The organism is Vreelandella sp. EE27, from assembly GCF_968206495.1.
The window spans coordinates 2,478,262-2,499,684 of sequence record NZ_OZ309109.1 but is presented as its reverse complement, the minus strand read 5'-3'; the positions used below and the strand labels follow the sequence as shown (position 1 = coordinate 2,499,684).

Genomic DNA, 21,423 nt, shown 5'->3' with positions numbered 1-21,423 from the left:
GTGGCTATTGGCGCTATCGACCCTTTTTGCCGAGCAGAAGCCGGACCCGCAGATCCATGTCTTGCTACGCGGCCTGGATCAGGCCAGTTTGGTGGAGTGCCATCGTATTCTCTTCCGGCTAGGAGTGGCGCCAGGGAATTGCCATACATTGTTACCCGACCAAGAGAAAAGTCTGGCCGAGGTAAGTGATGCCCTTCCGGATATGGTAGCGCAGCACATGATGCTTGCGCTAAAACCCGCGACAATAATGGATGTGGCAACTCACGACCTCTGCCAGCTACCTACTTCCATTCCGGAGCCGGCAGTCAGTAAAGCCGAAAAGCCGTCCCTTGCTTTCATTTCTCCACTGCCGCCTCAGACCACGGGGATCGCCAACTATAGCGCCGAGCTTCTCCCTTATCTGGCAGCGCATTTTACCATTACGCTTGTGACCGATCAGCCGCAGCTGGATCACGCCTTGCGTGACGCCTTCGAATGCCTGGAGGCAGAAGAATTTCTGGAACGCGCCGAAACCTTCGACTACACACTTTATCAGGTCGGTAATTCACTTTATCACGCCTATCAATTCGCTCTGTTGCGTCAATGTCCAGGCTTGGTCGTCCTACACGATTTTTATCTCTTCGATGCCATGTGGTGGCTCAACGAAAGCGGTATGCGCCCGGATGCCCTGTATCGGCAGCTCTACGAGGATCATGGCTACAAAGCGCTTCTGGATCACGTCGAGGCGGGTAAAAAAGGGCGCGGCGCCGAGCAGTACCCAGTCAATGGCATGGTAACCGGAACCGCTGGTGGGATGGTCTATCACTCGGCATTTGCCCGGTCGTTAGCGAAACTGTGGCGTCAGGGCTGCGCTGCACCTACCTATCTAATTCCACATCTGCGTCGACTGCCCGAAGCATTCGACAGGCAAGCGGCTCGACACGCCCTGGGAGTGGCGGACGACGAGCGAGTCGTTGCCAGTTTCGGTGGCATCAACCCGAAAAAACTGTCTCACCTGCTCTTTGATGCTTTCTTCGGCGATCTTGCCGCGAACGAGCAGCCACTTGGCGAACTTGCTGGTCAGTCCGTACGTCTGGTGCTCGTCGGTGCGCAGCATAATGGGGAGTATGGGGACAAGCTCGAACGTCGCATACAGCGCCACCCGCTAGGCAGTCGCGTAACGGTGACCGGTTATGCATCGCCCAAGGAATACCAGCAGTGGCTTCAAGTTGCCGATATCGCGGTACAACTTCGCACACAGTCGCGCGGGGAGACGTCCGGGGCGATCGTGGATGCCATGGCCCACGGCGTCGCGGTCATTGCCAATGCTCACGGCAGCAGTGCCGAACTTCCGCTGGAAAGTCACTGGCAGTTGGCGGATCTATCCGAAGAGCAGTTGATTCGTCCGCTACGTCAAGCACTTTACGAACTTGTGACAAACGATGCGCAGCGCCAAGCGTTGGGCGAGGCAGGGCGGAACTATGTTGCGCAGGCCTTGGCCCCAGAGCTCATCGCTGAGCAGTACAAGCAAGCCATCGTGGAAGCCCCCCGACTCGCTTCTCGCTATCAGTACGAACGCTTTCTCGATCAACTGGCGTCTCATGAACCGCTGGTCGAGCAGCTCGATGACTTCGAGTCGGCCAAAACTCTCTCAAGAGTTCTGAGTGAAGTGGATACGACACCGGGTGAAAGTAGGCCGCGTTTGCTGCTTGATGTGAGTACGATTGCCTGGGAGGACCTCAAGACTGGTATCGAGCGCGTTACTCGTCGAGTGGCTGACCACTTGATGCGCATGCCCCCTGAAGGCTGGCGGGTCGAGCTGATTCGCTGGGGAGGGGATGATTTTTATCTGGCGCGAGGTTTCGCCAGTGAACAGCTTGGTATAGCGCCTCCGGGCTCGGATATACCCGTTGAGGCGCGTCCCGGGGATCGCTATGTGACCTTGGAGTGGGCGCCACCGCTGCTCAAACAGGCGGGCCATGTCATGCGGCGTATGCGTGCCAACGGGGTGCGATTCTACTTTACGGTGCATGATCTACTGCCACTGACGCTGCCCCAGTGTTTTCCGGAGCATATTCCGGCCACGATGCGCGAGTGGTTCACGTCGATTGTAGAACTTGCTGATGGTATTACCTGCGTTTCTCGGCATGTGGCCGACGAGGTCGAGGCGGCTCTCGATCAACAGCCGCTGACAAATCGGCATCGTCCTTGGGTCACTCATTTTCATCTGGGGGCCGATTTCACGCCTGTACAGAGCTTGAAAAATGCCACGGAGTTGAGTGAGTCGGAACAGCAGTGGCTGCAGTCCTTTGCAAGACGACAAGGGCCGACACTACTGATGGTCGGCACCATCGAGCCTCGGAAAGGGCATCGACAGGTGCTGGACGCACTGGAGCACTGCTGGGAAGAAGGGCTCGATATCAGTCTGGTGATCGTGGGTAAGCAGGGCTGGCAGGTAGAGGATCTGCTTCGTCGTATCGAGCAGCACCCCCGTAAGGGAAAACAGCTTTTCTGGGCAAAAGGGGCAAGTGACCTGCTGCTCGAACGACTGTATCAGCAAAGCGATGTACTAGTGGCGGGCTCGTATGGAGAAGGATTCGGTCTTCCCTTGATCGAAGCGGCACGTCATGGCATCGCCATTCTAGCCCGTGATATTCCTGTCTTCAGGGAAGTGGCGGGCGCCTACGCCAGCTACTTCAGCGCCGATACGCCGCAAACACTGGCTCAGTCGATAAAAGAGTGGGTCGTGGCTTGGCAGGAAGATCGAGTGGTTTCATCCAGTGGGATGCCGCATCTGGACTGGAGAGAAAGTAGCGAACAATGGATAGCCACGATTCTCTGCGATGCCAGTGCGCAAGATACGCCCTCGCTCGAACCGAGTCTCTCTTCACAGGCTGGGACGCCTTCAAGGAGCCATTAAATGGCATTGGAATATCTTCACAAGCTGAAGTCGACTTTAAAGCGGTCTGCATGCCAAGCGCGAACCTGGCAGCAGCGGCACTTGCCGCTCATCATTTTGCTGACCCGCCAAGAGCTTGTCGATCGTCACAAAGGCTCTGCACTAGGGCGTGTGTGGACATTGCTGTCGCCACTGATCAACATCTTGGTATTCGTGCTTATATTCTCGGCGATCATGGGCGCTCGACTAGAGGGCTTCGGGGCCGAGGTGGACAGATTCTCCTACAGCATCTACCTGATTAGTGGCATTCTGGCATGGACGGCGTTTGCCAAGAGCCTGAGCACGATCACCAATCTATTCGTCGAGCGCGCGGGAATGATCACGAAGATCAATACGTCGCTGGCGGCGCTACCGCTGTCGGTCCTCTTGGCCGAAGTGGTTGTCTATCTGATCAGCATGGTTTTTTTTGGAATATTCTTGTTGCTGATCGGTTTTCCCATAAGTTGGCACTGGCTGCTGATTCCCTTCGTGCTCGGCCTTCAGCTAGCCTTTACCTATGCTTTGGGGCTTTCACTGGCCATTCTGGCCGTCTATCTGAAAGACATTCGTGAAGCCGTTGCCGTCTTCCTCCCGGTCTGGTTCTGGCTGACCCCGATCGTCTATGTTGAAGACATCATCCCCGAGAAGGCGATGAGTCTCATCAAGATGAATCCGATGTTTCAGTTCATCGATGCTTACCGAGAATTGATCTTGTATCAACGCCTACCTGGCGCAGTTGGTTTGCTAACGATGATGGTGGTAACCACCGTCTTGCTGGGTGTCGCCTTCTGGCTGTTGAAACGCACCGAGCGCGATTTGCGCGACTCGCTTTGAGGCCATCGAAGCACTGGCCTTCTGAGGGTCAACGCTTGGGGAGAAAACCGTGATAGTTGTAAAAGATCTGCACAAATCCTTCAAATTGTTTGCCTCGCCCCGCGAACGCTTGAAAGAGGCATTGACGGGCAAGAGCCACCACACGCAATACGCTGCGCTGGATGGGGTCAGCTTCGATGTGAGGCCAAGCGAAGTGCTAGGGGTTCTGGGGCGTAACGGTGCCGGTAAATCGACCCTGCTCAAGCTTTTGACAGGCGTGCTGATACCGGATGCCGGAGAAATCAGTATCGATGGGCGGGTCACTGGTCTTCTCGAGCTGGGCACTGGGTTCAATCCCGAGCTGAGCGGAATGGACAATATCGCTATCAATGGCCTCATGCTGGGCATGAGTCAGTATGATATCGAACATCAACGGGATGCCATCATCGAGTTCTGTGAGTTGGGCGAGTATATCCACGAGCCGCTGAGAACTTACTCGTCGGGCATGGTTATGCGGCTCGGGTTTGCTATCGCCATTCATGCCAACCCCGCCTGCTTCTTGGTCGACGAAGCGCTCTCGGTTGGAGATGGTTATTTTCAGCAGAAATGCATCCAGCGTATTCGCCAGTTCAAGCAGGAGGGAGGTGCCATCATCTTCGTCTCGCACGACCTCAACGCCGTGAAGGTCCTGTGTGACCGGGCAATTGTGCTGGAAGGCGGGCAGTTGATTCACGACGGAGATCCCGAGGGAGCTGTCAATCACTATAATCGCATCATGGCCGAACAGGCCGAGGGGAGCGACCTTCGTAGTGGTGAGTCGGGGGCGTTTGGTACACAGGAAGTGGTCGTTACCCAGTGCCGTGTTCTGGGCCAGGATAGTCAAAGCGCCATGATCGCAAGCGGGGAGACCTTGGAGATCCACCTGCACCTGAAAGCCAATGCGACGCTGGATGACGTGACGCTGGGTGTGCTGGTTCGTGATCGCTATGGTCAAGATGTATTCGGCCAGAATACTCACCAGCACCAGCGATCGATGACCATGCGTGATGGTGACGAGCGTGACTTGGTAGTACGTATCAAGGCGGATATCGCTCCAGGAAAATATACGCTATCGGCGGCGCTGCACTCGAACGATCATCATCTGGATGACTGCTACTGGTGGCACGATAACCTCGATACGTTTGAAGTGGCAGGCTATCGATACAGCAAGTTTTCGGGTATATGCCGTCTGGAGTGTGCGTTCGACGTAGAGCCTCTGCAATGACTCAAGTGGAGCAGGTCAACGGTGATCAAGGCCCCGAGGAGGATGCGGCGGGCATGGAGTCGCTGCTTCAACGTCTTCGTGCCCAGTCGAGGCACGACGACATGCGAGACTCCCTGTCCATAAAAAGCTGGGTTAACGTGTGGAATGAGCGCTTGGAGCCCGTTTTCGAGGCGCTTGTGCCTCGAGCCTTCACTCCACAGCGGCTGCAATTGTCAGAACTATTGAGCCTTCATCTCGATGACGAGGAGTTTGTCGAGCGGGCCTACACGTTCTTGCTGGGGCGCTCTCCGGAAGACGAAGGCAAGCGTTATTATCTGAAACTGGTGGCCGATGAAGGACGCATGGTGGCCTTGGTCACTTTGCTGCAGGCCGAGGAAGGGCGTCTCTACAGAAGAGAGTGCGAGCTTGAGCTTCCTGGCTTGTTGCGTCGGCTCCATCGATGGTACTGGCGCCTGAAGGCCCTGCCGTTCATGTCTGAGAAGGCCGTTAAGGTTTGGCAAGCGGCCGTCGAAAAAATTTGGGCACGTCGTCATCGGCACTGGAAAGAACAAGGACAATACTACGACATGCTGGTGCATCAAGATCGTTGGCACCGACAGCACATGGCATTAACGACAACGCTTAAGGAGATGGCAGAGGTACAACGGATGCTGTTGACACTTGAAAGTGACTTGCCTCCCTCTTCTCCATTGGCACCCGCATTGCAAGAGGCGCGAGGGTCGCTGCAGTGGCAGAACGAGGCACAGGTAACAACCATGCTCGAGATGTTGCAGAAAGCACAGACCGTGTTGCACAACGCAAGCGGGGGGCTTGATGAAACTACTTGTAACCGCTAATCAAACGCCTTTTATAGCCGGCGGTGCCAATTATCATGTGGAAGGGCTAGTGGCGGCTCTAAAACGCGAGGGGCACCAAGTCGAATGTCTACGCCTGCCGTTTCACTACGGTGAAGCGGAAATCGGTCGCCAAATGACATATGCGGAGCAGTTGGACCTTACCGCACTCAACGATGTTGCCGTGGATCGCGTCATCAGCTTGCAGTTTCCAACATATGGTGTTCAGCATCCTGACCACGTGATCTGGCTCATGCATCAGCACCGGGTCTGCTATGAGCTTTACGACCCAGGTAAAGCTAGCGCGGCCCTGGCGGCCCTGAAGCCCGATGTCGAGGCATTCGACCAGCGACATTTGGGAAACGCCAAGTACTTGTATGCCAACTCACCGCGAGTTGCCGAGCGTCTATATCAGTACAATGGCCTGGTCGCGGAGCCTCTGTACCATCCGCCGCACCAGGAAACGCTTTTCCGGTGCGAGGAGGATTGGGGTTATATCTTCTACCCGAGCCGACTCGAGCCATTGAAACGGCAGATGCTGCTGCTGGAGGCTATGGCCTGTACTTGCACGCCGGTCAAGCTTCTTTTAAGCGGAGAAGGTTCACAGCGTAGACAGCTGGAGGAGAAAATAGAGCGCTTGGGGCTGGAAGACAGGGTACGCTTGCTGGGTCATATTTCAGAGCAAGAAAAGCGCACGCTCTATGCGCATGCGCTTGCCGTCGCCTTTCCTTCATACGATGAAGACTACGGCTATGTCACTCTGGAAGCCATGCTCGCGGCCAAGCCAGTTATTACCTGTGTGGATAGTGGGGGGCCGACGGCTTTCGTCGAGCAAGGAGTTTCTGGGTGGAAGTGCTTGCCTGAGCCGAAAGCATTGGCTGATTCGATGGATCAGGCCTACGGCGACCGCGCTATTGCAAAGCGTATGGGCGAACGTGGACGTGAGGCTTATCACGCAGCGGGAATATCCTGGCACCATGTTGTAAGAAAACTGATTGATGAACGCTGAAGTCTGGCTTGTCATATGTCAAGGGCAACCATGATATCCGGGCGTGCAACTCGTCGATAAAGAGCGGAGGGCTCGATATATCGGTACGTTCGGAATTTTTGCGTTGCTTAAGGCCTCAATTTGATATGTGGGAGTGATGGGAAAAACTCTTATCGGCTTTGAGTAGGATGGCGGAACCGCTCGCTAAAGCTATATATGGGGAGCCAAATCTGAGGCCTGAGAAAAACAACCAGGGGTGCATCGTCTTGAGTGTTTTATGGATCGATTGGGTTTTTTGTTCCGAAATGTAATAGCTTATTATGTAAGCCCTTACCGTAGGAGGGCCCAGGCTCGGGCTCTTTATCAATGCGCCACGAACATGCACGCTATACGAAAAGACATACAGGGATCGAGTGATTTGATCCCGGCATTGAACCCACACGACGGTAGTAATCCCAAAATCGTACGCAGTTGGCATAGCCGGCCTTTTGTCGAGTATACGTATGGAGCCTAAGGGAGCCCGTTCCCCATCGCTGACACCGTTGAAGGAAGTCGCTGCTACCTTTTTCCGGTAGAAGCCTCATCATCTCCTTGATGACCGCTTACATGCTCTTCAGCGAGAAATTCCTATACTGATCCGGGCAAGCCTGCACCGACTCTACCAGCGCTACGGTATTAGTCAGCGGCTTAGGGTTGGTGAACCAGCGCCTGAGAAAAAATGCTTCAGTTGTAGCGCTCGATAAAAGCGTTCTGCTGGGAGTGATCGGGTTGGGCAAAGGACCATGTGATCCCGTTCCAGTTGGCCAAACTCTCAGAGCGGCGCTGATGTACTCCGAGCCGTTATGAAGGCAGGTTTTCATCGCGACTCGGCGGATCCGATCCAGAGCGTGTATTACTCGCTCAGCGGGCAGAGAGCGGTCCACCTCGATGCCCGGCCCTTCTGGTTATAATGATCGATCACATTGAACAATCAATCGCTACGCCCGTTGTTCAGCTAGTGATGCATGGAAGCTATCGACCGGCTGTGGGCACGACCAACGATTCGGGGTTCTTACGTACCAGCCGCTAACAAGGTTTGATACGCGGGGTCAACTCAATTTCTCAATAATCCGGTAAACTCGTTTGTGATTCAAAGGGATAGCACTTTTACGTTACGCAGGTACAGAAAGTAAAAGCCAAGGCTTCAGTTGTGCTGGTTATGGAATAACCTCCCACGTAGGTCGGCAATCGCTGCACTTTCATTGCTGAGCCTGGTCTGTTAGCGACAGCAGCAATCGCTGATACTAAACGTGACGCAGGCCAGCCAAGCCAGCCAATGCTGATACTGCAGCGGACATTCGCCACCGCTTTGCGCGCCATCCCACGGCGCTACAACTTTTTTCCCTCAGGGCTTTCCTCACACTACTCGGGTTTGAGGCGTTCTGCGGCAACCATTTTTTGCAGCCGCCGGTTTTCAGCTTCAAGTTCTTTCATTAGCTTGCCCCCGGAGGTACCCATGCCGCCGAATTTGGTCCGCCACTTATAAAAGCAGGGGCTACTGATGCTGTGTGCACGGTAAAACCCAGTCACGGGAACGTCGCTAGAGGTTTGCTTAGGATGTTGGCCATAATCTGGTTATCGAAGAAAGTGAGTTTTTTGGGGGGATTTTCACTGGGTTTTTGGGTAGTGGCTGAAGCCGTGCTAATGGCAACTTTTTGGGTACTTTGCGAGCCATAGGCGGTCGGAAAATCCATGGATAGGCCTGTTGTCTAGGGGGGAGATGCAAAAACATGTATTGCAACATTTGATTGGGCAGATTTATACTGCTAGCGATAATCCGTATTTGAGATAGTGAAGGAATAAATTTCGATTTTGGGGTTCGATTCGACAGAGCCAACGTAAGCGCAAGGCTCAATGCCTTTATGGCATAAGTCTTATGTTGGCGGACGTACTCTTGCAGGTCTTAAAAGTTTTTCACGGACTGAGTGCTCGCTATGGAGCGTCGGTGATTGACTTACCTTCGTGGGTGACCTTACATTAGGCGTGTCCTGTTCGTATCAATCGGCATTAAACGGACAATCTGTTTTCTGCTTAAGGGACCCGAAGAATACCTTGAGCGCTCAAGGTTATAAGAGCCGCTTACTATCCAGCGGTATCTTTCAAAGCAAGGAGACTATAGTCCATGGCAACACAAGAGAACTTGAACCTGGCTCAGCAGTTGTATGTAGCCTATTACGGCCGTCCTGCTGATGCAGAGGGCTTGGAATTTTGGGCAGACACCATCGAAGAGCGCGGTGCCCAAGCCGTTGTAGCTGATTTCGGTACTTCTGAAGAGTATACGGCTCGTTTTGGCGGCCTCGATAACGAAGCTTTGATTAACGGCATTTACCAGCAAGCGTTTGGCCGCTCTGCCGATGCAGGAGGCTTGGCTTTCTACGCAGAGAAGCTCGAAAGCGGTGAATTGAACCTGGCTAACATTGCATTGACAATCGTGCAAAATGCTACCAATTCAGATGCGCCGGACGCTCAGACGCTTGAAAATAAGGTTGCTGTTGCAAACGCTTACACTACCGAAGCGGGCTCCTTGCAGTCAGGTACTGCTGCCGACAACTATGCAGCCGAATTCTTGGCGGGTATTGACGCCAATACGGAACTAGCCAACATCGACTTCCCTCAAGTTGTTGCTGATATTCCGCAGAGTGGATCTCCGGCCGAGCCTGCACCTGAGGCGCCGTCGAACACTATCGATGTTACCTTCAATACCAGCACCGTTGGTAACGCTGAAGAAATCTTTGGTACTTTCGAAACCACTACCGATGGCGAGCTGGTTCAGATCGCTCTTCCGGAAGGCCAGTTGCGTCAGAGCCAGCAGACCGTAACCGCTATCGGCAAAGCCGAGTGGGATGCGAACGGCCAGGTTGCAACTACCTCTGCCGACTACACTTTCAACATGTCCAACCAGTTGGGCGCTGAGAAAGAGTACGCTGGTCTGTTCCTGAGCCCGCTGCTAACTTCCGAGTCGCGCAGCGCTGACTCTCAGTTGTTCATCGAGCTCCTCGACATCCGTGCTGCTGGCACCGACGAGCCGTTGGGTAACCTGCCGATCGACGGCATCCGTTTCCAGGTTGACGGCGAAGCGACCGTACTGCGCTCCGAGGGCATTTTCGAAGCCAAAACCTACCCGGAACTGCTTTCTGCCATTCGCGAAGCGATTGCGGCTGACAGCGACTTGGCTGGTTTCACTGCCGAAATCGGCTCCAGCTTCACCGCCACCGACGGTGGTCAGCCGATCCCGGGCGCGGTAGGTAGCACCATCATCCTGACCGACTCTCAGGGTCGTGAAATCTCCAACGGTTCTTTCACCTACAGCGACCAGGAAACTGGTGGTTTCACTTTGTACGGTGACCTGTCTACCGAAGCGCCGGAATCCATTCGTGACCTGATCTCCACTAACCTGGATCTGGACAACGTTGGTTACGGCTCCCAGGGCGGCTCTATCAACCTGGCCGGTGAGTCCAACACCGATAAGGGTATCGAAGAGTTCAACGTCAACGCCCAAAACGGTGTATGGCTGTCTCGCCTCGAGTCTCAGTCTCCGTCTGGCAACCAGGCGTTAAAAGAGATCAACCTGACCGGTAATGGCTACTTCCGTGTAGGCCAGCAGGCGGATCAGAACGTTCTTGGTGTAGCAGAGCTGCTCAACTCTTGGGCAATCAATGGCGATGACATCGCTCTTGAAAACGGCTTCAATACTGGCTTAGGTGACCTTGAGTCCATTACTGGTCTGGTAGATGTTGAGAAGTTCAACGGCCAGGATTTCGACGGCGAAGTTAAGCTAAACGCTTACATCACCGACGAAGTCATCGGTCGTGACATGAATTCTCAAGACGACCAGGCTAACCCGGCAGCTGATAACGTGAACTACACGTATCAAACCGCTGGCGGTGATGACCAGATCTCCATGGTTATCCAGGAAGGTGTGCTGCAGCGCGAAGATGCTCTGCTGAACATCAATGCTGGCAACGGTAATAACGTTGTTGAAACCATGATCGTCGATGCTGACGGCGTACCGACATCCGTTGTTAACCAGCAGCTCAACCAGAACTTTGGTCAAGAGCAGGTTACCATCGTAACGGGTAGCGGCGACGACGTAGTGCGTACCTGGGGTGCAGGCGATGCCACCATCCGCACTGGCGCTGGTAACGATGTCATCTACGCAGACAACTCTGGTTTGATCGACTTGGAAACCGGTGCCTCTGTCGACGGTACTGTCTGGGAGTTTAACTCCACTGCCGGTTCTGACTCTGATGATGCTTCCGGTATCTCTAACAGCGATTCTTCGCTCTCTGCTGATGCTAACGGCGTTGGTCAAACGTTCAGTGCATTCAAGCTTCAGGCTCAGGTTAGCTTCAAGGGCTTCGAGTCTGTATGGGTCAACGTACCGTTTAACGACGGTAACAAGACTACCACTGCGCTCGAAATTAACCAGGCCATCAAGGATGCGGTTAATAACGATGCAGTGCTACAGCACCTGATCGAAGCTAACGATGGCAATGGCAACATCCTCGACATCGTATCTCTGATTGACGGCGCCAACGCAAGCGACCTGGATATCCAGTTCCGTGGTCCGCTGCAGCCGGGTGCGAACAATCCGGGTGGTCGTCCCCAGCTAACGCAGGGCGAAGCTGACCAAAACACCATCGATCTGGGTAGCATCAACGATATCTATGCATACTCCAGCAGCGATGATGATACTAGCGGCAACGACAATGTTTACGCTGGTGGCGGAGTCGATAGTTCTGTTGAAAGTGACAACATTATCAATGCAGGTACTGGTAACGATGTTATCGTTCTGGGTACTGGTGCTGATAGCAATGATACCGTTGTTATTGATGGTGTCTTTGGTCGTAACAGCGTTGTCAACTTCGAAGCCGGTAGTGATGAAGACAACAGCGGCTACGATATTATTGACTTCACCAGCTTCTTTAATGGTGCATCCGCCAACTTCGATGGTGGCGTAGCCAGCAATCGTGGTGTCGAAGTTGACCTGTTCGCCGGTGCTGATTACGCACGTGAAGGTGTTAACTGGGTCAATCTGAATGCTGCTGACGTAGCTGCTCGCTTTGAAGGCCAAGCAAGCACAGACGCTGCTTCCGATAGCATCCTTATGGTTCAGGATCCGGGCGGCGAAGGCCAGTACAAGGTCTTCAGCATGTCTTCTACCGCAGCAAGCGACGATTTCAACGCTCAGCTGTTGGGTATCATGGACTTCGGTGAGACCCAATCCTTTGACGCTGCCAACTTTGCTTAATGCTTAGCTGTTAGTCGATAGGATAAGCCCCCAGCTTCGGCTGGGGGCTTTTTTATAGGCAGCATGCATGAACATATCGGAAATGAATGTGTCCGATATAAAATCGTAAACAACTTAATCTGCGAGGCTCCATGTCGAACTTTGTACCACTATCCTTGACGGGTTTTAAAGACAAACACTGGTTAAATACCCCTGACTATAGTTTTGTTTCTGATCAAAGCGCGATCGCTCTTGTTGCTCAAGAGCTTCCATATGCTTTAGCTACTATGCCTCTTGGGTTTCGAAAAAAATCAGATGGTCACTACGAGCTTGTCGCTATTTGCTCCTTGGCTAATCATCAAAATCTATTTGTTCACTTGGATGGGCGGTGGTTGGCTGGCTACAAGCCTGCTCTTTTACGTACTTATCCTTTTTTAACAAGACACGACAGTGCGCAGAACCGCTATGTACTTTGTGTTGATGAAAACAGCGGTCTGATAATAGATGGAGCCAGTCAGCAAGGGAATCCGTTTTTCAGCAGCTCCGGTGAGCTCGGTGAACAGTTAAGCAGGGTGAAGGAGTTTCTGACCAAGTGGCAAAAGCAGAAGCTGGTCACACAAACAGCAGTCGATATGCTTTCTACTCTGGACTTAATAGCGCCTTGGAAAGTTGATATTAAACTTGATAGTGGTGAGGTGGTACCTGGTTTAGAAGGGTTCTTTCAAATAAATGAGGCAGCGCTAAATGCGCTGACAAGTCAGAAGATCGATGCGCTAAGGCAAGTTAACGCTCTTCCTATTGCTTATGCTCAGCTTTTCTCGCAGCACAGGATCAGCATTCTTACTCAGCTTAAAAAACTGCATTCTAATAATTCTGAGCCTCATTTTAGCGAAAACGATATAGACTCTCTTTTCAATAGCGGCGATGAAGATATTGGTTTCGATTTTGACAGCTAAAGTAGCTCTCTATTAAGTTGTTTATGAATGTGGCAGTTTGATAGGTCAAAATTACGCTATTTATTTGTTAGAAAGAGTCAATACGCGCAGTGGCTTATCAACTGAAAAGACTCAAGGTATTAACAATCTTCAAGAGGTGTTTTCTACTCGTAACGTCAGCCCTTTATTATCTAGATTCCTCGACAAGCGATCACCAGAACTTGAGCCCCTTGGAATATAACCTCCCTCTTCAGGAGCTTTCTTGCCCAGAGCTCAATTCAATAGCTGTAATTTTAAAAAGGGCAGGGGGAGCGGCTGCGTTTATATCAATTTCATCCTCTCCAATATCTGCTAGGCTCTTGAGGCTCCATAGGCAGCGCCTTAAGAGCCGAGCTGAGTCGAAATTCGTTTATCCTTTGTTACTAATTCAGTAGAATGGCGCGCCTATTGCAGGCGACAAGAGCGGAACTGGATGCCGGAATTACCCAAAAGCATCGTCATAGAAGGGCGTCGATACCCGACCTGGGCACTAAGTCTGCGCGCGCGAGAAAACTTTAAACGTCTTCAGCAGGTCGATGAGCACATCGCAACCCTACGGGAGCGGCTTGCATTTTATACCTCTGCTAAATCGCACTGCCTGGCTAGTTTGAAAAGTGCGCTGCCATCGAAAATCAACTACTACTGGCATAATGTACCGCTCGAATGGGCGCGTGCTCACTGGCTGCTTGAGGGTGAAAGGTTCGACCTGAGCGAGCTGAGCATGACGGATCATTACCGTGCCAGCGACCGCGTACTGGTTTATGTGAAAGGCCACGGGGTCGTCGGATGGGGAGAGGTGCAACTCGATACGCACTCGACCCAGCGTCAACTGGCGTGGCGTTTTAGGGTTAAAGAACTAAAACATGCGTTGCCCGCCAAGCGGCTTAAAGAGTTCGCAGTACGCCATCCCAATCGCGCCTCACAGGCTCTGCCCGAAGGCGCGAAGAGCAAAGAGCTCGTGGCGGCGTTGGAAACATACCCGTCAGCCGTGAATGTCGCGCATTGAATAATGATCTTCGACATTCCCTGTTGTAGCTGTAATAATCCGCGCTTGGTTTAATGCTTGATAAGGAGTATTTTGTGGCTGAAGAAAAAGATCAGAAAGTAACCATCGATGGTCAAGAGTATAATGTGGCCGATCTGTCTGAAAACGCGCGCAATCAGTTGGTTAATCTGCGCGTAACGGACCAGGAGGTCCAGCGTTTGAATCAGCAGTTGGCGATTGCACAGACAGCGCGTACAGCCTACGCCAACGCTTTGAAAGCAGAGCTTCCCGAGAAAAAAACGCACTAAGCGTTTCTCGACCGTTTTACCAAAAGCGCGGGCCCCCCCATGGGCTCGCGCTTTTTTTATACGTGCCATCAGACATGGACGAAGCCGAAACATCAGCCGGTAAGGAGCTTGCACCGTTTCCTTGACTTTTTAACGATAGCTGAGATATAGCTAGCTAAGTGTCGGCCCGCCAACCCGAGTGTGGTGTCAAATAATAACGTGTTCTTCACAATAAACACGAAAGGGAAGGGGCGGAACGGGCAGGCCACAGGGAGCGTTATCAGGGCAGGAGTTACCTATGCTAACGCCAACGCAACAATTACAGTCGTACTATCTAGCGATGTTTGGTCGTGCCGCCGACCCAGAGGGTTTGGATTACTGGTCCAGCGAGCTCGAAGCTCAAACCCTAAGGCTTGAAGAGGTATTACAGTATATGGTGTTATCCAGTGAGTTTGCGGCCCAGCGCGAAACGCTTGCTCAGCTCGATAACAGCGGCTGGGTCAACGAGGCTTACCAGCGTCTTTTTGCCCGCGAGGCGGAGGCTGAGGGGATCACCTATTGGTCCGAGCAGGCTCGCGCGGGCAATTCGCCCGAGACGCTTCTTTTAGCCATGCTGAACGGAGCCGAAGGTACCGATGCGGAAGCGCTCAAAGCCTACGCGTCGATCGCAGAATTTTATTCCGCGAATGTTTCGGATGAAAATTACGACGCTGCAAAAGTACTCGTGCAGGAGGGGTTTCGCTCCAACGAGCAGCTTTACCAGGATCTTGAAGATCTGGACGAGATCTACGATACCTTGAGTTTGGTTCAGGCCGGCGAATCTTTGGAAGGCCGACCACTCTACAGCGCTACAGTGGGTGACGGCCCGCGTAAACTAATGATCGTCACCCAGCAGCACGGTGATGAGCCGGTTGGCACCGAGGCCGCTATGCATCTGCTCGAATGGATAAGCGGCGATAGCGAGGCCGCCCAGTCACTGCGCGAGCAGGTAACGCTGACCGTCATGCCACGTGTCAATCCGGACGGCTTCGAGCGCTGGGAGCAACTGGTAGCCGGTGAAAGCGACCCGGAAACGACGTTGGACCCACGCCGTAACGCTGCCGATATCGACCTTAACCGTACCTGGGATTCGACGGAGGATCTTGACCCCGCCTTGATGCCGGAAACCCTGGCGGTGCGCGCGGTGCTGGACGCTTTCCAACCAGAGCTATTGCTCGACTACCACAACCAAAATAACTATCTCAATGAGGCGGGGGAGCTGGAGACGATGTCGGCGCTTTGGCCGACAAACGAAAATGTCGACCCCGCGCTGACGGCGACCGCCCAGCAGGCTGCTATCGCGCTTTCTCAAGGCGTGGATCTATTCGATTACGGCCACTTGTCGCTGTTTCCGGGGGGCGATGATGCCTCGATAGGTCGCAATGGCATCGCCCTCGACGGGACGTCGGCGTTACTCATCGAGCAGCGCGGTCTGGAAGAGTTCGAGCTGAAATCCCTGGAGGGGTTGGAGCTTGATTTCGACGCGGTGGCAAGCGCACTGACCCTGGAAGGCATTCTCAGCATGATAGGCGTCATGAGTGCGCTCGGTGAGGACGGCTTTGCCAGTATCGACCCTGCGCTTGCGTTACTTTTGCCCGAGCGGGGCGAGCGCACGCCTTTTGAGGAACTTTACGCCGAGGAGAGCGGTAACGAAACGGATGCTGCCCTGCAAGGGGGCCAGAGCCCGGAGGATATCCTCGAGATTGCCGCAGCAGGTGTCGCGGCACCAATAGAACCCGAGTTTCAGTTAGCCTGATAAACGCGTTACCTTTTGTACCAAGCCTCCGCCCAATGGCGGGGGCTTTTTTATGCTGGCTTTAAACACTCGCGGATAAGCTTGAAATCAGGTGTGCTACTATCACCGGCTTTGCTTTGCGCTGGAAGGGCTGAATGGGCGATATCCGATCTTTCTCTTTAATGGTCACGGTCACGGTGTTTTTAATGGGCGTGCTTACGCTGGTGGCGCCATCGGGTTACTCGCTTGGCCCTGGGATGCTGCTGCTGTTAAGCGCAAGCCTGCTCTTCAACGGCTCTCGGATCGAGCTTTCCCAGCGTGATCGCGTAGTGATCGCCGCGCTGGTGGCCTATGGTTTGGTGGTGGGGGGTATGTCCGCACTCGAGCTGGGTGCGCCCGGCTTTGACCGCCCCTTGCGCTTTTTGTTAGCGGTACCCGTGCTACTGCTATTGCTGCGCAGCCCGCCTGGTCGTACCGCGCTCTGGGTGGGGCTGGCACTGGGCGCGATAGGGGCCGGCAGCTGGGCCATTTGGCAAAAGCTCGTTGAAAACGTCGACCGAGCCGGCGGGTTTTTGCATGTTATCCAGTTTGGCAATCTGAGTATGCTAATGGGTATGCTGTGCCTGGCCGGGCTTGGCTGGGCGGCGGTACAACGCAAGCGCCCTTTTTGGATGGCGCTACTGCTGGCGGGCGCGTTTCTTGGCATGTTAGGGTCGCTGCTTTCGGGTAGCCGCGGCGGGTGGATTGGCCTGCCCTTTATCGGCTTTGTGCTTTATCGGGGCTATGGGCGCGCAGCAGCGCGCCGTTGGAAACTGGCTGCACTTGGCGCCGCCGCCTTGTTAGCGCTGGCTATGTACGCTACCCCACAAACTGGCGTACAAAACCGTGTACAGGCCGGTATTAACGATGTGGCGCAGTATATCTCCGGCGGCGAGCGCGATACCTCTTTAGGGTTGCGTTTTGAGATGTGGCGCGGCGCCAGCATACTCATTGCCGAGCGGCCACTGTTTGGCTGGGGGGAAAAGGGGTACGTCGAGGCCATGGCGGCCTTGGGCGAGCGCGGCGTGATTACGATGGGGGCCACCGCGTTCGATCACGCCCATAACGACTTTATCGACGCCGCCGCCAAACGCGGGGTGGTGGGGCTTTTGGTTCTGCTGGCGCTTTACATCATTCCGCTTAAGATGTTCGCCTCCGGGCTTAACCATCCGGATTTAGAGGTACGCTCGCTGGCCGTGGCCGGCAGTTTGCTGCCGGTAGCGTATATCGATTTTGGCCTTTCCCAAACATTTTTGGCGCACAACAGCGGCGCCATGTTTTACGCTTTTTGGCTAGCGCTTTGGTGGGGGAGTTTTAGCGCTTACCAAAAGCGTGCCGCTCGACAGGCACGGCCGTAAGCGCAAGGTACGCTAATGGCCGTGCCCCTGGCGTTACCAGCCGCCCTGACTCTCGAGTAGGCTGAGCACGTTGTTGTTGATCGGCAGCTTGAAATCGGCGCTGCCGAGCACCATGGCGTCGCCGGCCCGCACCACGCGGGTACTCACGTAGATAAAATCCTGCCCCTGGGCGTAGGTACCCATCAAGATCGAGCGCGCGTTGTTCTGCGCGCTTAGCCGCTGAACCTGGCGGGAAAGAATCAGCTCGCCCACGCTCTCTTCGATGAACATGCTGTCGCGCATTTTGACTTCGCGCACCTGCATGCCCTGTTGGGCAAGGGCTGAGGCCATGATTTCCGAGCTGATCCGTCCAAAGGTCGACGACTGAGTCAGGTTGTCGATGCTGACGAAAGTCGCCGCGATCATCGGGCTGTACCGGGTCAAGTCCGGGTTGTTGGCGATCATGGTCATCGCGGCCTCGTGGGCCAGGTCGGATAGATCCGGCGGCGGCGGGGGCGGATTGGCATTTCGCTGATTGATGCCCGCGCAGCCGCTCAGTAACAGCACGCTCAGGGCAAAAAGCGCCAGGCGCCAGTGGGCACGGCGCGTAATGAAGGCAAACGGTGAAGAAATCATGGCGTGCATGGCCTTACCAGGTATTGGTGAGTGGGATAGAGGGCTCGACAGGGGTATGGTATACCCGGCGCGGCGCGTATTGGTGGCGATCACCCTTATTGATGTAGTAGATATTGGAAGAAGAGTACAGGATGCGCTCGCCATCGATGATTTGCGTTGTGACGATGATCTCTTCGTTGCCGGTGTGCGTCCAGCTACCGCTGGTGATATCCGCCGCGACCCCCGCCGGAATCAGCCCCAGCGCCGGTTCGCTCCAACGGTTGATCGGAATCGTGGCCACGGCGATGCCCGCCGTTAGAGCGGTGAACGCGCCTACCGGCGGGCGGATAAAGCCGCGATCGCGATGCTCGACGACCTCGACATCGATAACGACCTCGGCGCTGTTATCGGTGGGGTTCATGGTCACGTTGGCGCCTCGGGTGACCAGCTCGCTGGTCAAAAAGGTGCGGAAACCGCGGCCAAACTCGCCGCCGCTGTAGGCTACGTAGCCGTCCGGCTCTTGGTCTTGAATATGTAGGTCGCGAAACCGTACGCGCTCGCGCTGAAGGATCTGGCCCGCTTCATGGCGTGCGAGTATTTCCCAGTGGTGAGCGGCCTGCATGCGCTGCTGCTCCGAATAGGGGTAGGTCGTCGCAATCGGCGCTTGCGAGGTATTGGCGTAAAAGCAGCCGCTCAGGGTAAGACTCAACAGTCCCACGCCAAGCGCGCCTCCCAAACGCGTTGTTCCAGCTAAAAGGCGGGTATACACCGGCTAGTTCCTTCTCTTCACAAAAGGTGTTTTTGATAGACTTGTCGGCCACGTCTATATTCCATCGGCCAACGGGTAGAAAACTTGAATGAGTAGAGACACCTATGCTTGAAGACCACCGCGGAGGTCCGCGCCACGACTCGTTGCTGTCCGCGTACCCGTCGGACGATGGCAACAGCGGCTGGATGATCAGCTATATCGACATCATGACGCTGCTCGTCGCGCTGTTTGTGATCATTATCGCCGCAGCGAATGTAAGTCCTGGCTGGTCAAACGACGACCCGCTGGATTTATCGACCAGCGACGCGCCGGATATTCACCAGCCCGAGCTTCGTGTGCCATTGCCGGAAACGCTAGAGCGTACCCCCGCGCCGGTGGCGTGGGGGCTGAGCCCCGCTGCCATTAGCGCCTCGCTTGGCGTGGTGGGGCCGTTACCTCGCAGGCCCATAGCGTCGCCGGCACAAGCACCGGTAGAAGCCCTGCCTCCCCCTGCGCTGCTGGCCCGCCTGGCGCCTGGCGCTCAAGTCGATGCGCTGGATATTGACGAGCCTGCGCCGGTTTTTGAGTGGCTGCTTCCCACGCCGCTCTTTACCGCCCAGGCCACGGCACGCCAGGGCAACGATACGCGTCTAACGGGCAACTCGGCCCTAGCCGACTACATGGTGATTCTAACCGATCAGCCGCCGGTAAACGCGATTGCCTTGAGCGACGAGGCCATCGAAGGGGCGGTGAGCGCCGCCGAGGGCTTGAACGAGCGCGTCGCCGACTCGCTTTATCTGCCAAGTTTGGAGGGGGTCGAAGTAGCGCGTGTCGCCGAAGGGATTAGCCTGCGCGTGCAGGATCAGCTGCTATTTCCCTCGGCCACCTCGGAGCTCACCGAAAGCGGCGCTTCTTTGGTGGATAGCCTGCTGGAAACCATTCAGCGCTTTGATGGCGAAGTATGGGTCGAAGGCCACTCGGATAGCCAGTCGATCAATACGCCGGAGTTTTCCTCCAACTGGGCGCTCTCCAGCGCCAGGGCCATCGCCATTGTTGAAGCGCTCGAGGCAGCCGGCGTCGAGGCTTCGCGGTTGCGGGCAGTGGGGCTCGCCGCGACGCGCCCGCTCGAGGACAACACCACGGCGGATGGCCGCGCGAGAAACCGCCGGGTCGAGGTCGTCATTCACGTGGAGTAACGTACCGGCAAAAAAAGACCCGCCGGGGGAGGGCGGGTCACTAAGGGCTTGGCTCGATGTATTCTGCTGGCGTCAGGTGAGGGGTGTACAAGGCCGTCAGCAGGTACAAGTTGAGTATAGACATTTTGGCGTTTCTGCCAAGCATTTTTTGAATGTTTTTTTATGCCTTGTTAAAGCATTGTTAAAGTTTTACCGTTTTTAAGTGATAACCCACGAGGCATCGAGCCAGAATGCGAGACTTTATTTGCATCAATGTGGTGCAAAGTAGCTGCCCCGTTCTGGTGCTCGTAACTTTGCGTCACAGCACTCGCTTTTTATCTTTTTGAAAGTAAACAAAATACGCTGTGTGGCACGTAATCTGCTTGGTGGCTAATTCACAGCGCCGCCCGTCCATATCGGGTGGCCTAAAACGCGAGCAGGTGCGCCATGCCGGAACACGTCCCAACACAACGATCGGCCCAGGAGCCTGGCAGCAGAGCGCTGGACCCCGCCTTCGAGCCGCGCTTGCTGGTAACGGACCTGGACGGTTCTTTGCTGGACCATGACAGCTACGACTTTTCACCGGCCAGAGCGTCGCTCATTCGGCTTGGCGAGCTGGGGGTGCCCGTCATCCCCGTGACCAGTAAGACCCGCGCCGAGCTGATTCCGCTGCGCGAGGCCCTCAAGCTCACCTCCACCCCCTTTGTCGCTGAAAACGGCGCGGTGATCGGCTTGCCGCCGGGCTGGTGCCATCCAAGCCTGGACCGCCCGGGCGACGCCAGAGACGGCATCGTCATCAAACATACCGGGGTGGATGCCCGCTTCATTCGCGCGCGACTGAACGTATGGCGTGAGCGCCTGGGCGTGCGCTTTACTCGTATGGGTGAGATGTCCGTCGAACGGCTCATCGAACTGACCGGGTTGGATGAGGCGCGCGCCAATGCCGCGCGCCAGCGCGAAGGCAGCGAGCCGCTAATCTGGGAGGATGACGACAAGGCGCTGGAAGGTTTTCGTCAAGCGCTTGAAAGCGATGGCCTGGCGCTGACCCAGGGCGGGCGTTTTCATCATGTAATGGGCGCGGCCTCGGACAAAGGCAGCGCCGTGAACTGGCTGATCAAGCGCTTTAGCGCCCTGCGTGGGCGGGCGCCACTTACCCTGGGCCTTGGCGATGGGCCCAACGATGTCGAAATGCTCGAGGCCGTGAACCAGGCGGTGGTCATCAAGGGACGTCACCGCTTGACCGTGGCCCCCGCCAACCCGCTTTTATATCGCACCCATGCAGAAGGCCCCGAGGGCTGGGTCGAAGGCCTCATGTACTGGTGGGGCCAGGCAGACGAACGCTTGGCCGTGGCCGAAGACGACGCCACGACGGGATAAATTGGGTCCTGGGGCCTTTTAAAGTCAA

At 55.1% G+C, this 21,423-nt stretch carries 16 protein-coding genes; 13 read left to right on the top strand and 3 right to left on the bottom strand.

Annotated elements, in window-relative coordinates:
• The first annotated feature begins 7 nt into the window (after window positions 1-7).
• Genes ACWHVV_RS11835 through ACWHVV_RS11815 form a run of 5 tightly spaced genes read left to right on the top strand, consistent with a single transcriptional unit; the run spans window position 8 to window position 6,836 of the window.
• A complete protein-coding gene (locus tag ACWHVV_RS11835) occupies window positions 8-2,899 on the top strand; it encodes a glycosyltransferase (RefSeq protein WP_447926421.1) in 2,892 nt (963 codons plus the stop codon).
• A complete protein-coding gene (locus ACWHVV_RS11830) occupies window positions 2,900-3,751 on the top strand; it encodes an ABC transporter permease (RefSeq protein WP_447926420.1) in 852 nt (283 codons plus the stop codon). It begins immediately after the preceding gene.
• A gap of 49 nt (window positions 3,752-3,800) precedes the next feature.
• Window positions 3,801-4,994 (top strand): ABC transporter ATP-binding protein, encoded by a 1,194-nt coding sequence (locus ACWHVV_RS11825; protein ID WP_447926419.1) that lies wholly within the window; start codon window positions 3,801-3,803, stop codon window positions 4,992-4,994.
• Entirely contained in the window at window positions 4,991-5,830 is an 840-nt protein-coding gene (locus tag ACWHVV_RS11820) for a DUF4214 domain-containing protein (RefSeq protein ID WP_447926418.1), read from the top strand. The genes ACWHVV_RS11825 and ACWHVV_RS11820 overlap by 4 nt, the downstream gene beginning before the upstream one ends.
• The gene (locus tag ACWHVV_RS11815; RefSeq protein WP_447926417.1) at window positions 5,808-6,836 is read left to right on the top strand and encodes a glycosyltransferase family 4 protein; all 1,029 of its coding nucleotides are present in this window, start codon (window positions 5,808-5,810) and stop codon (window positions 6,834-6,836) included. Before ACWHVV_RS11820 ends, ACWHVV_RS11815 begins: the two co-directional genes overlap by 23 nt.
• Window positions 6,837-8,216: 1,380 nt before the next feature.
• Here ACWHVV_RS11815 and ACWHVV_RS11810 read toward each other — a convergent pair.
• The gene (locus tag ACWHVV_RS11810; RefSeq protein ID WP_447926416.1) at window positions 8,217-8,384 is read right to left on the bottom strand and encodes a transposase; all 168 of its coding nucleotides are present in this window, start codon (window positions 8,382-8,384) and stop codon (window positions 8,217-8,219) included.
• A gap of 592 nt (window positions 8,385-8,976) precedes the next feature.
• On the opposite strand from ACWHVV_RS11810, the gene ACWHVV_RS11805 reads away from it, so the two are divergent.
• The 6 genes from ACWHVV_RS11805 to ACWHVV_RS11780 all read left to right on the top strand — a co-directional run bounded on the left by ACWHVV_RS11805 (window position 8,977) and on the right by ACWHVV_RS11780 (window position 17,501).
• Window positions 8,977-12,105 (top strand): DUF4214 domain-containing protein, encoded by a 3,129-nt coding sequence (locus tag ACWHVV_RS11805; RefSeq protein WP_447926415.1) that lies wholly within the window; start codon window positions 8,977-8,979, stop codon window positions 12,103-12,105.
• Window positions 12,106-12,236: 131 nt separating this feature from the next.
• On the top strand, window positions 12,237-13,040 hold the full coding sequence (locus tag ACWHVV_RS11800) for a SapC family protein (RefSeq protein WP_447926414.1): 804 nt from the start codon (window positions 12,237-12,239) through the stop codon (window positions 13,038-13,040).
• 451 nt (window positions 13,041-13,491) lie between these two features.
• Window positions 13,492-14,064 carry a hypothetical protein gene (locus tag ACWHVV_RS11795; protein ID WP_447926413.1) on the top strand — a complete coding sequence of 191 codons (573 nt, stop codon included), beginning with the start codon at window positions 13,492-13,494 and terminating at the stop codon, window positions 14,062-14,064.
• 74 nt (window positions 14,065-14,138) lie between these two features.
• Entirely contained in the window at window positions 14,139-14,351 is a 213-nt protein-coding gene (locus ACWHVV_RS11790) for a DUF6447 family protein (RefSeq protein WP_447926412.1), read from the top strand.
• A 277-nt stretch (window positions 14,352-14,628) separates the two neighbouring features.
• Entirely contained in the window at window positions 14,629-16,125 is a 1,497-nt protein-coding gene (locus ACWHVV_RS11785; RefSeq protein WP_447926411.1) for a M14 family zinc carboxypeptidase, read from the top strand.
• Window positions 16,126-16,259: 134 nt separating this feature from the next.
• Window positions 16,260-17,501 carry an O-antigen ligase family protein gene (locus ACWHVV_RS11780; protein WP_447926410.1) on the top strand — a complete coding sequence of 414 codons (1,242 nt, stop codon included), beginning with the start codon at window positions 16,260-16,262 and terminating at the stop codon, window positions 17,499-17,501.
• Between the two features lie 33 nt (window positions 17,502-17,534).
• Here the strand turns inward: ACWHVV_RS11780 and ACWHVV_RS11775 are convergent, their stop codons facing one another.
• A complete protein-coding gene (locus ACWHVV_RS11775) occupies window positions 17,535-18,125 on the bottom strand; it encodes a FlgO family outer membrane protein (RefSeq protein WP_447926409.1) in 591 nt (196 codons plus the stop codon).
• A 4-nt stretch (window positions 18,126-18,129) separates the two neighbouring features.
• Window positions 18,130-18,813, bottom strand: coding sequence for a hypothetical protein (locus tag ACWHVV_RS11770; RefSeq protein WP_447926408.1), 684 nt, complete (start codon window positions 18,811-18,813; stop codon window positions 18,130-18,132).
• 155 nt (window positions 18,814-18,968) lie between these two features.
• Here ACWHVV_RS11770 and ACWHVV_RS11765 point away from each other — a divergent pair, with 155 nt between their 5' ends.
• Both ACWHVV_RS11765 and ACWHVV_RS11760 read left to right on the top strand, forming a co-directional pair.
• Window positions 18,969-20,039: an OmpA family protein gene (locus ACWHVV_RS11765; RefSeq protein WP_447926407.1), complete on the top strand. Its 1,071-nt coding sequence runs from the start codon at window positions 18,969-18,971 to the stop codon at window positions 20,037-20,039.
• Between the two features lie 426 nt (window positions 20,040-20,465).
• Window positions 20,466-21,395 carry an HAD-IIB family hydrolase gene (locus tag ACWHVV_RS11760; RefSeq protein WP_447926406.1) on the top strand — a complete coding sequence of 310 codons (930 nt, stop codon included), beginning with the start codon at window positions 20,466-20,468 and terminating at the stop codon, window positions 21,393-21,395.
• Window positions 21,396-21,423: the final 28 nt, after the last annotated feature.

Excerpts from the sequence above, each read along its gene's own strand:
- ACWHVV_RS11805 (WP_447926415.1), top strand. The coding sequence starts at position 8,977 with ATGGCAACACAAGAGAACTTGAACCTGGCTCAGCAGTTGTATGTAGCC.
- ACWHVV_RS11795 (WP_447926413.1), top strand. The coding sequence starts at position 13,492 with ATGCCGGAATTACCCAAAAGCATCGTCATAGAAGGGCGTCGATACCCG.
- ACWHVV_RS11800 (WP_447926414.1), top strand. The coding sequence starts at position 12,237 with ATGTCGAACTTTGTACCACTATCCTTGACGGGTTTTAAAGACAAACAC.
- ACWHVV_RS11820 (WP_447926418.1), top strand. The coding sequence starts at position 4,991 with ATGACTCAAGTGGAGCAGGTCAACGGTGATCAAGGCCCCGAGGAGGAT.
- ACWHVV_RS11830 (WP_447926420.1), top strand. The coding sequence starts at position 2,900 with ATGGCATTGGAATATCTTCACAAGCTGAAGTCGACTTTAAAGCGGTCT.
- ACWHVV_RS11775 (WP_447926409.1), bottom strand. The coding sequence starts at position 18,125 with ATGCACGCCATGATTTCTTCACCGTTTGCCTTCATTACGCGCCGTGCC.
- ACWHVV_RS11785 (WP_447926411.1), top strand. The coding sequence starts at position 14,629 with ATGCTAACGCCAACGCAACAATTACAGTCGTACTATCTAGCGATGTTT.
- ACWHVV_RS11760 (WP_447926406.1), top strand. The coding sequence starts at position 20,466 with ATGCCGGAACACGTCCCAACACAACGATCGGCCCAGGAGCCTGGCAGC.
- ACWHVV_RS11815 (WP_447926417.1), top strand. The coding sequence starts at position 5,808 with ATGAAACTACTTGTAACCGCTAATCAAACGCCTTTTATAGCCGGCGGT.
- ACWHVV_RS11765 (WP_447926407.1), top strand. The coding sequence starts at position 18,969 with ATGCTTGAAGACCACCGCGGAGGTCCGCGCCACGACTCGTTGCTGTCC.
- ACWHVV_RS11780 (WP_447926410.1), top strand. The coding sequence starts at position 16,260 with ATGGGCGATATCCGATCTTTCTCTTTAATGGTCACGGTCACGGTGTTT.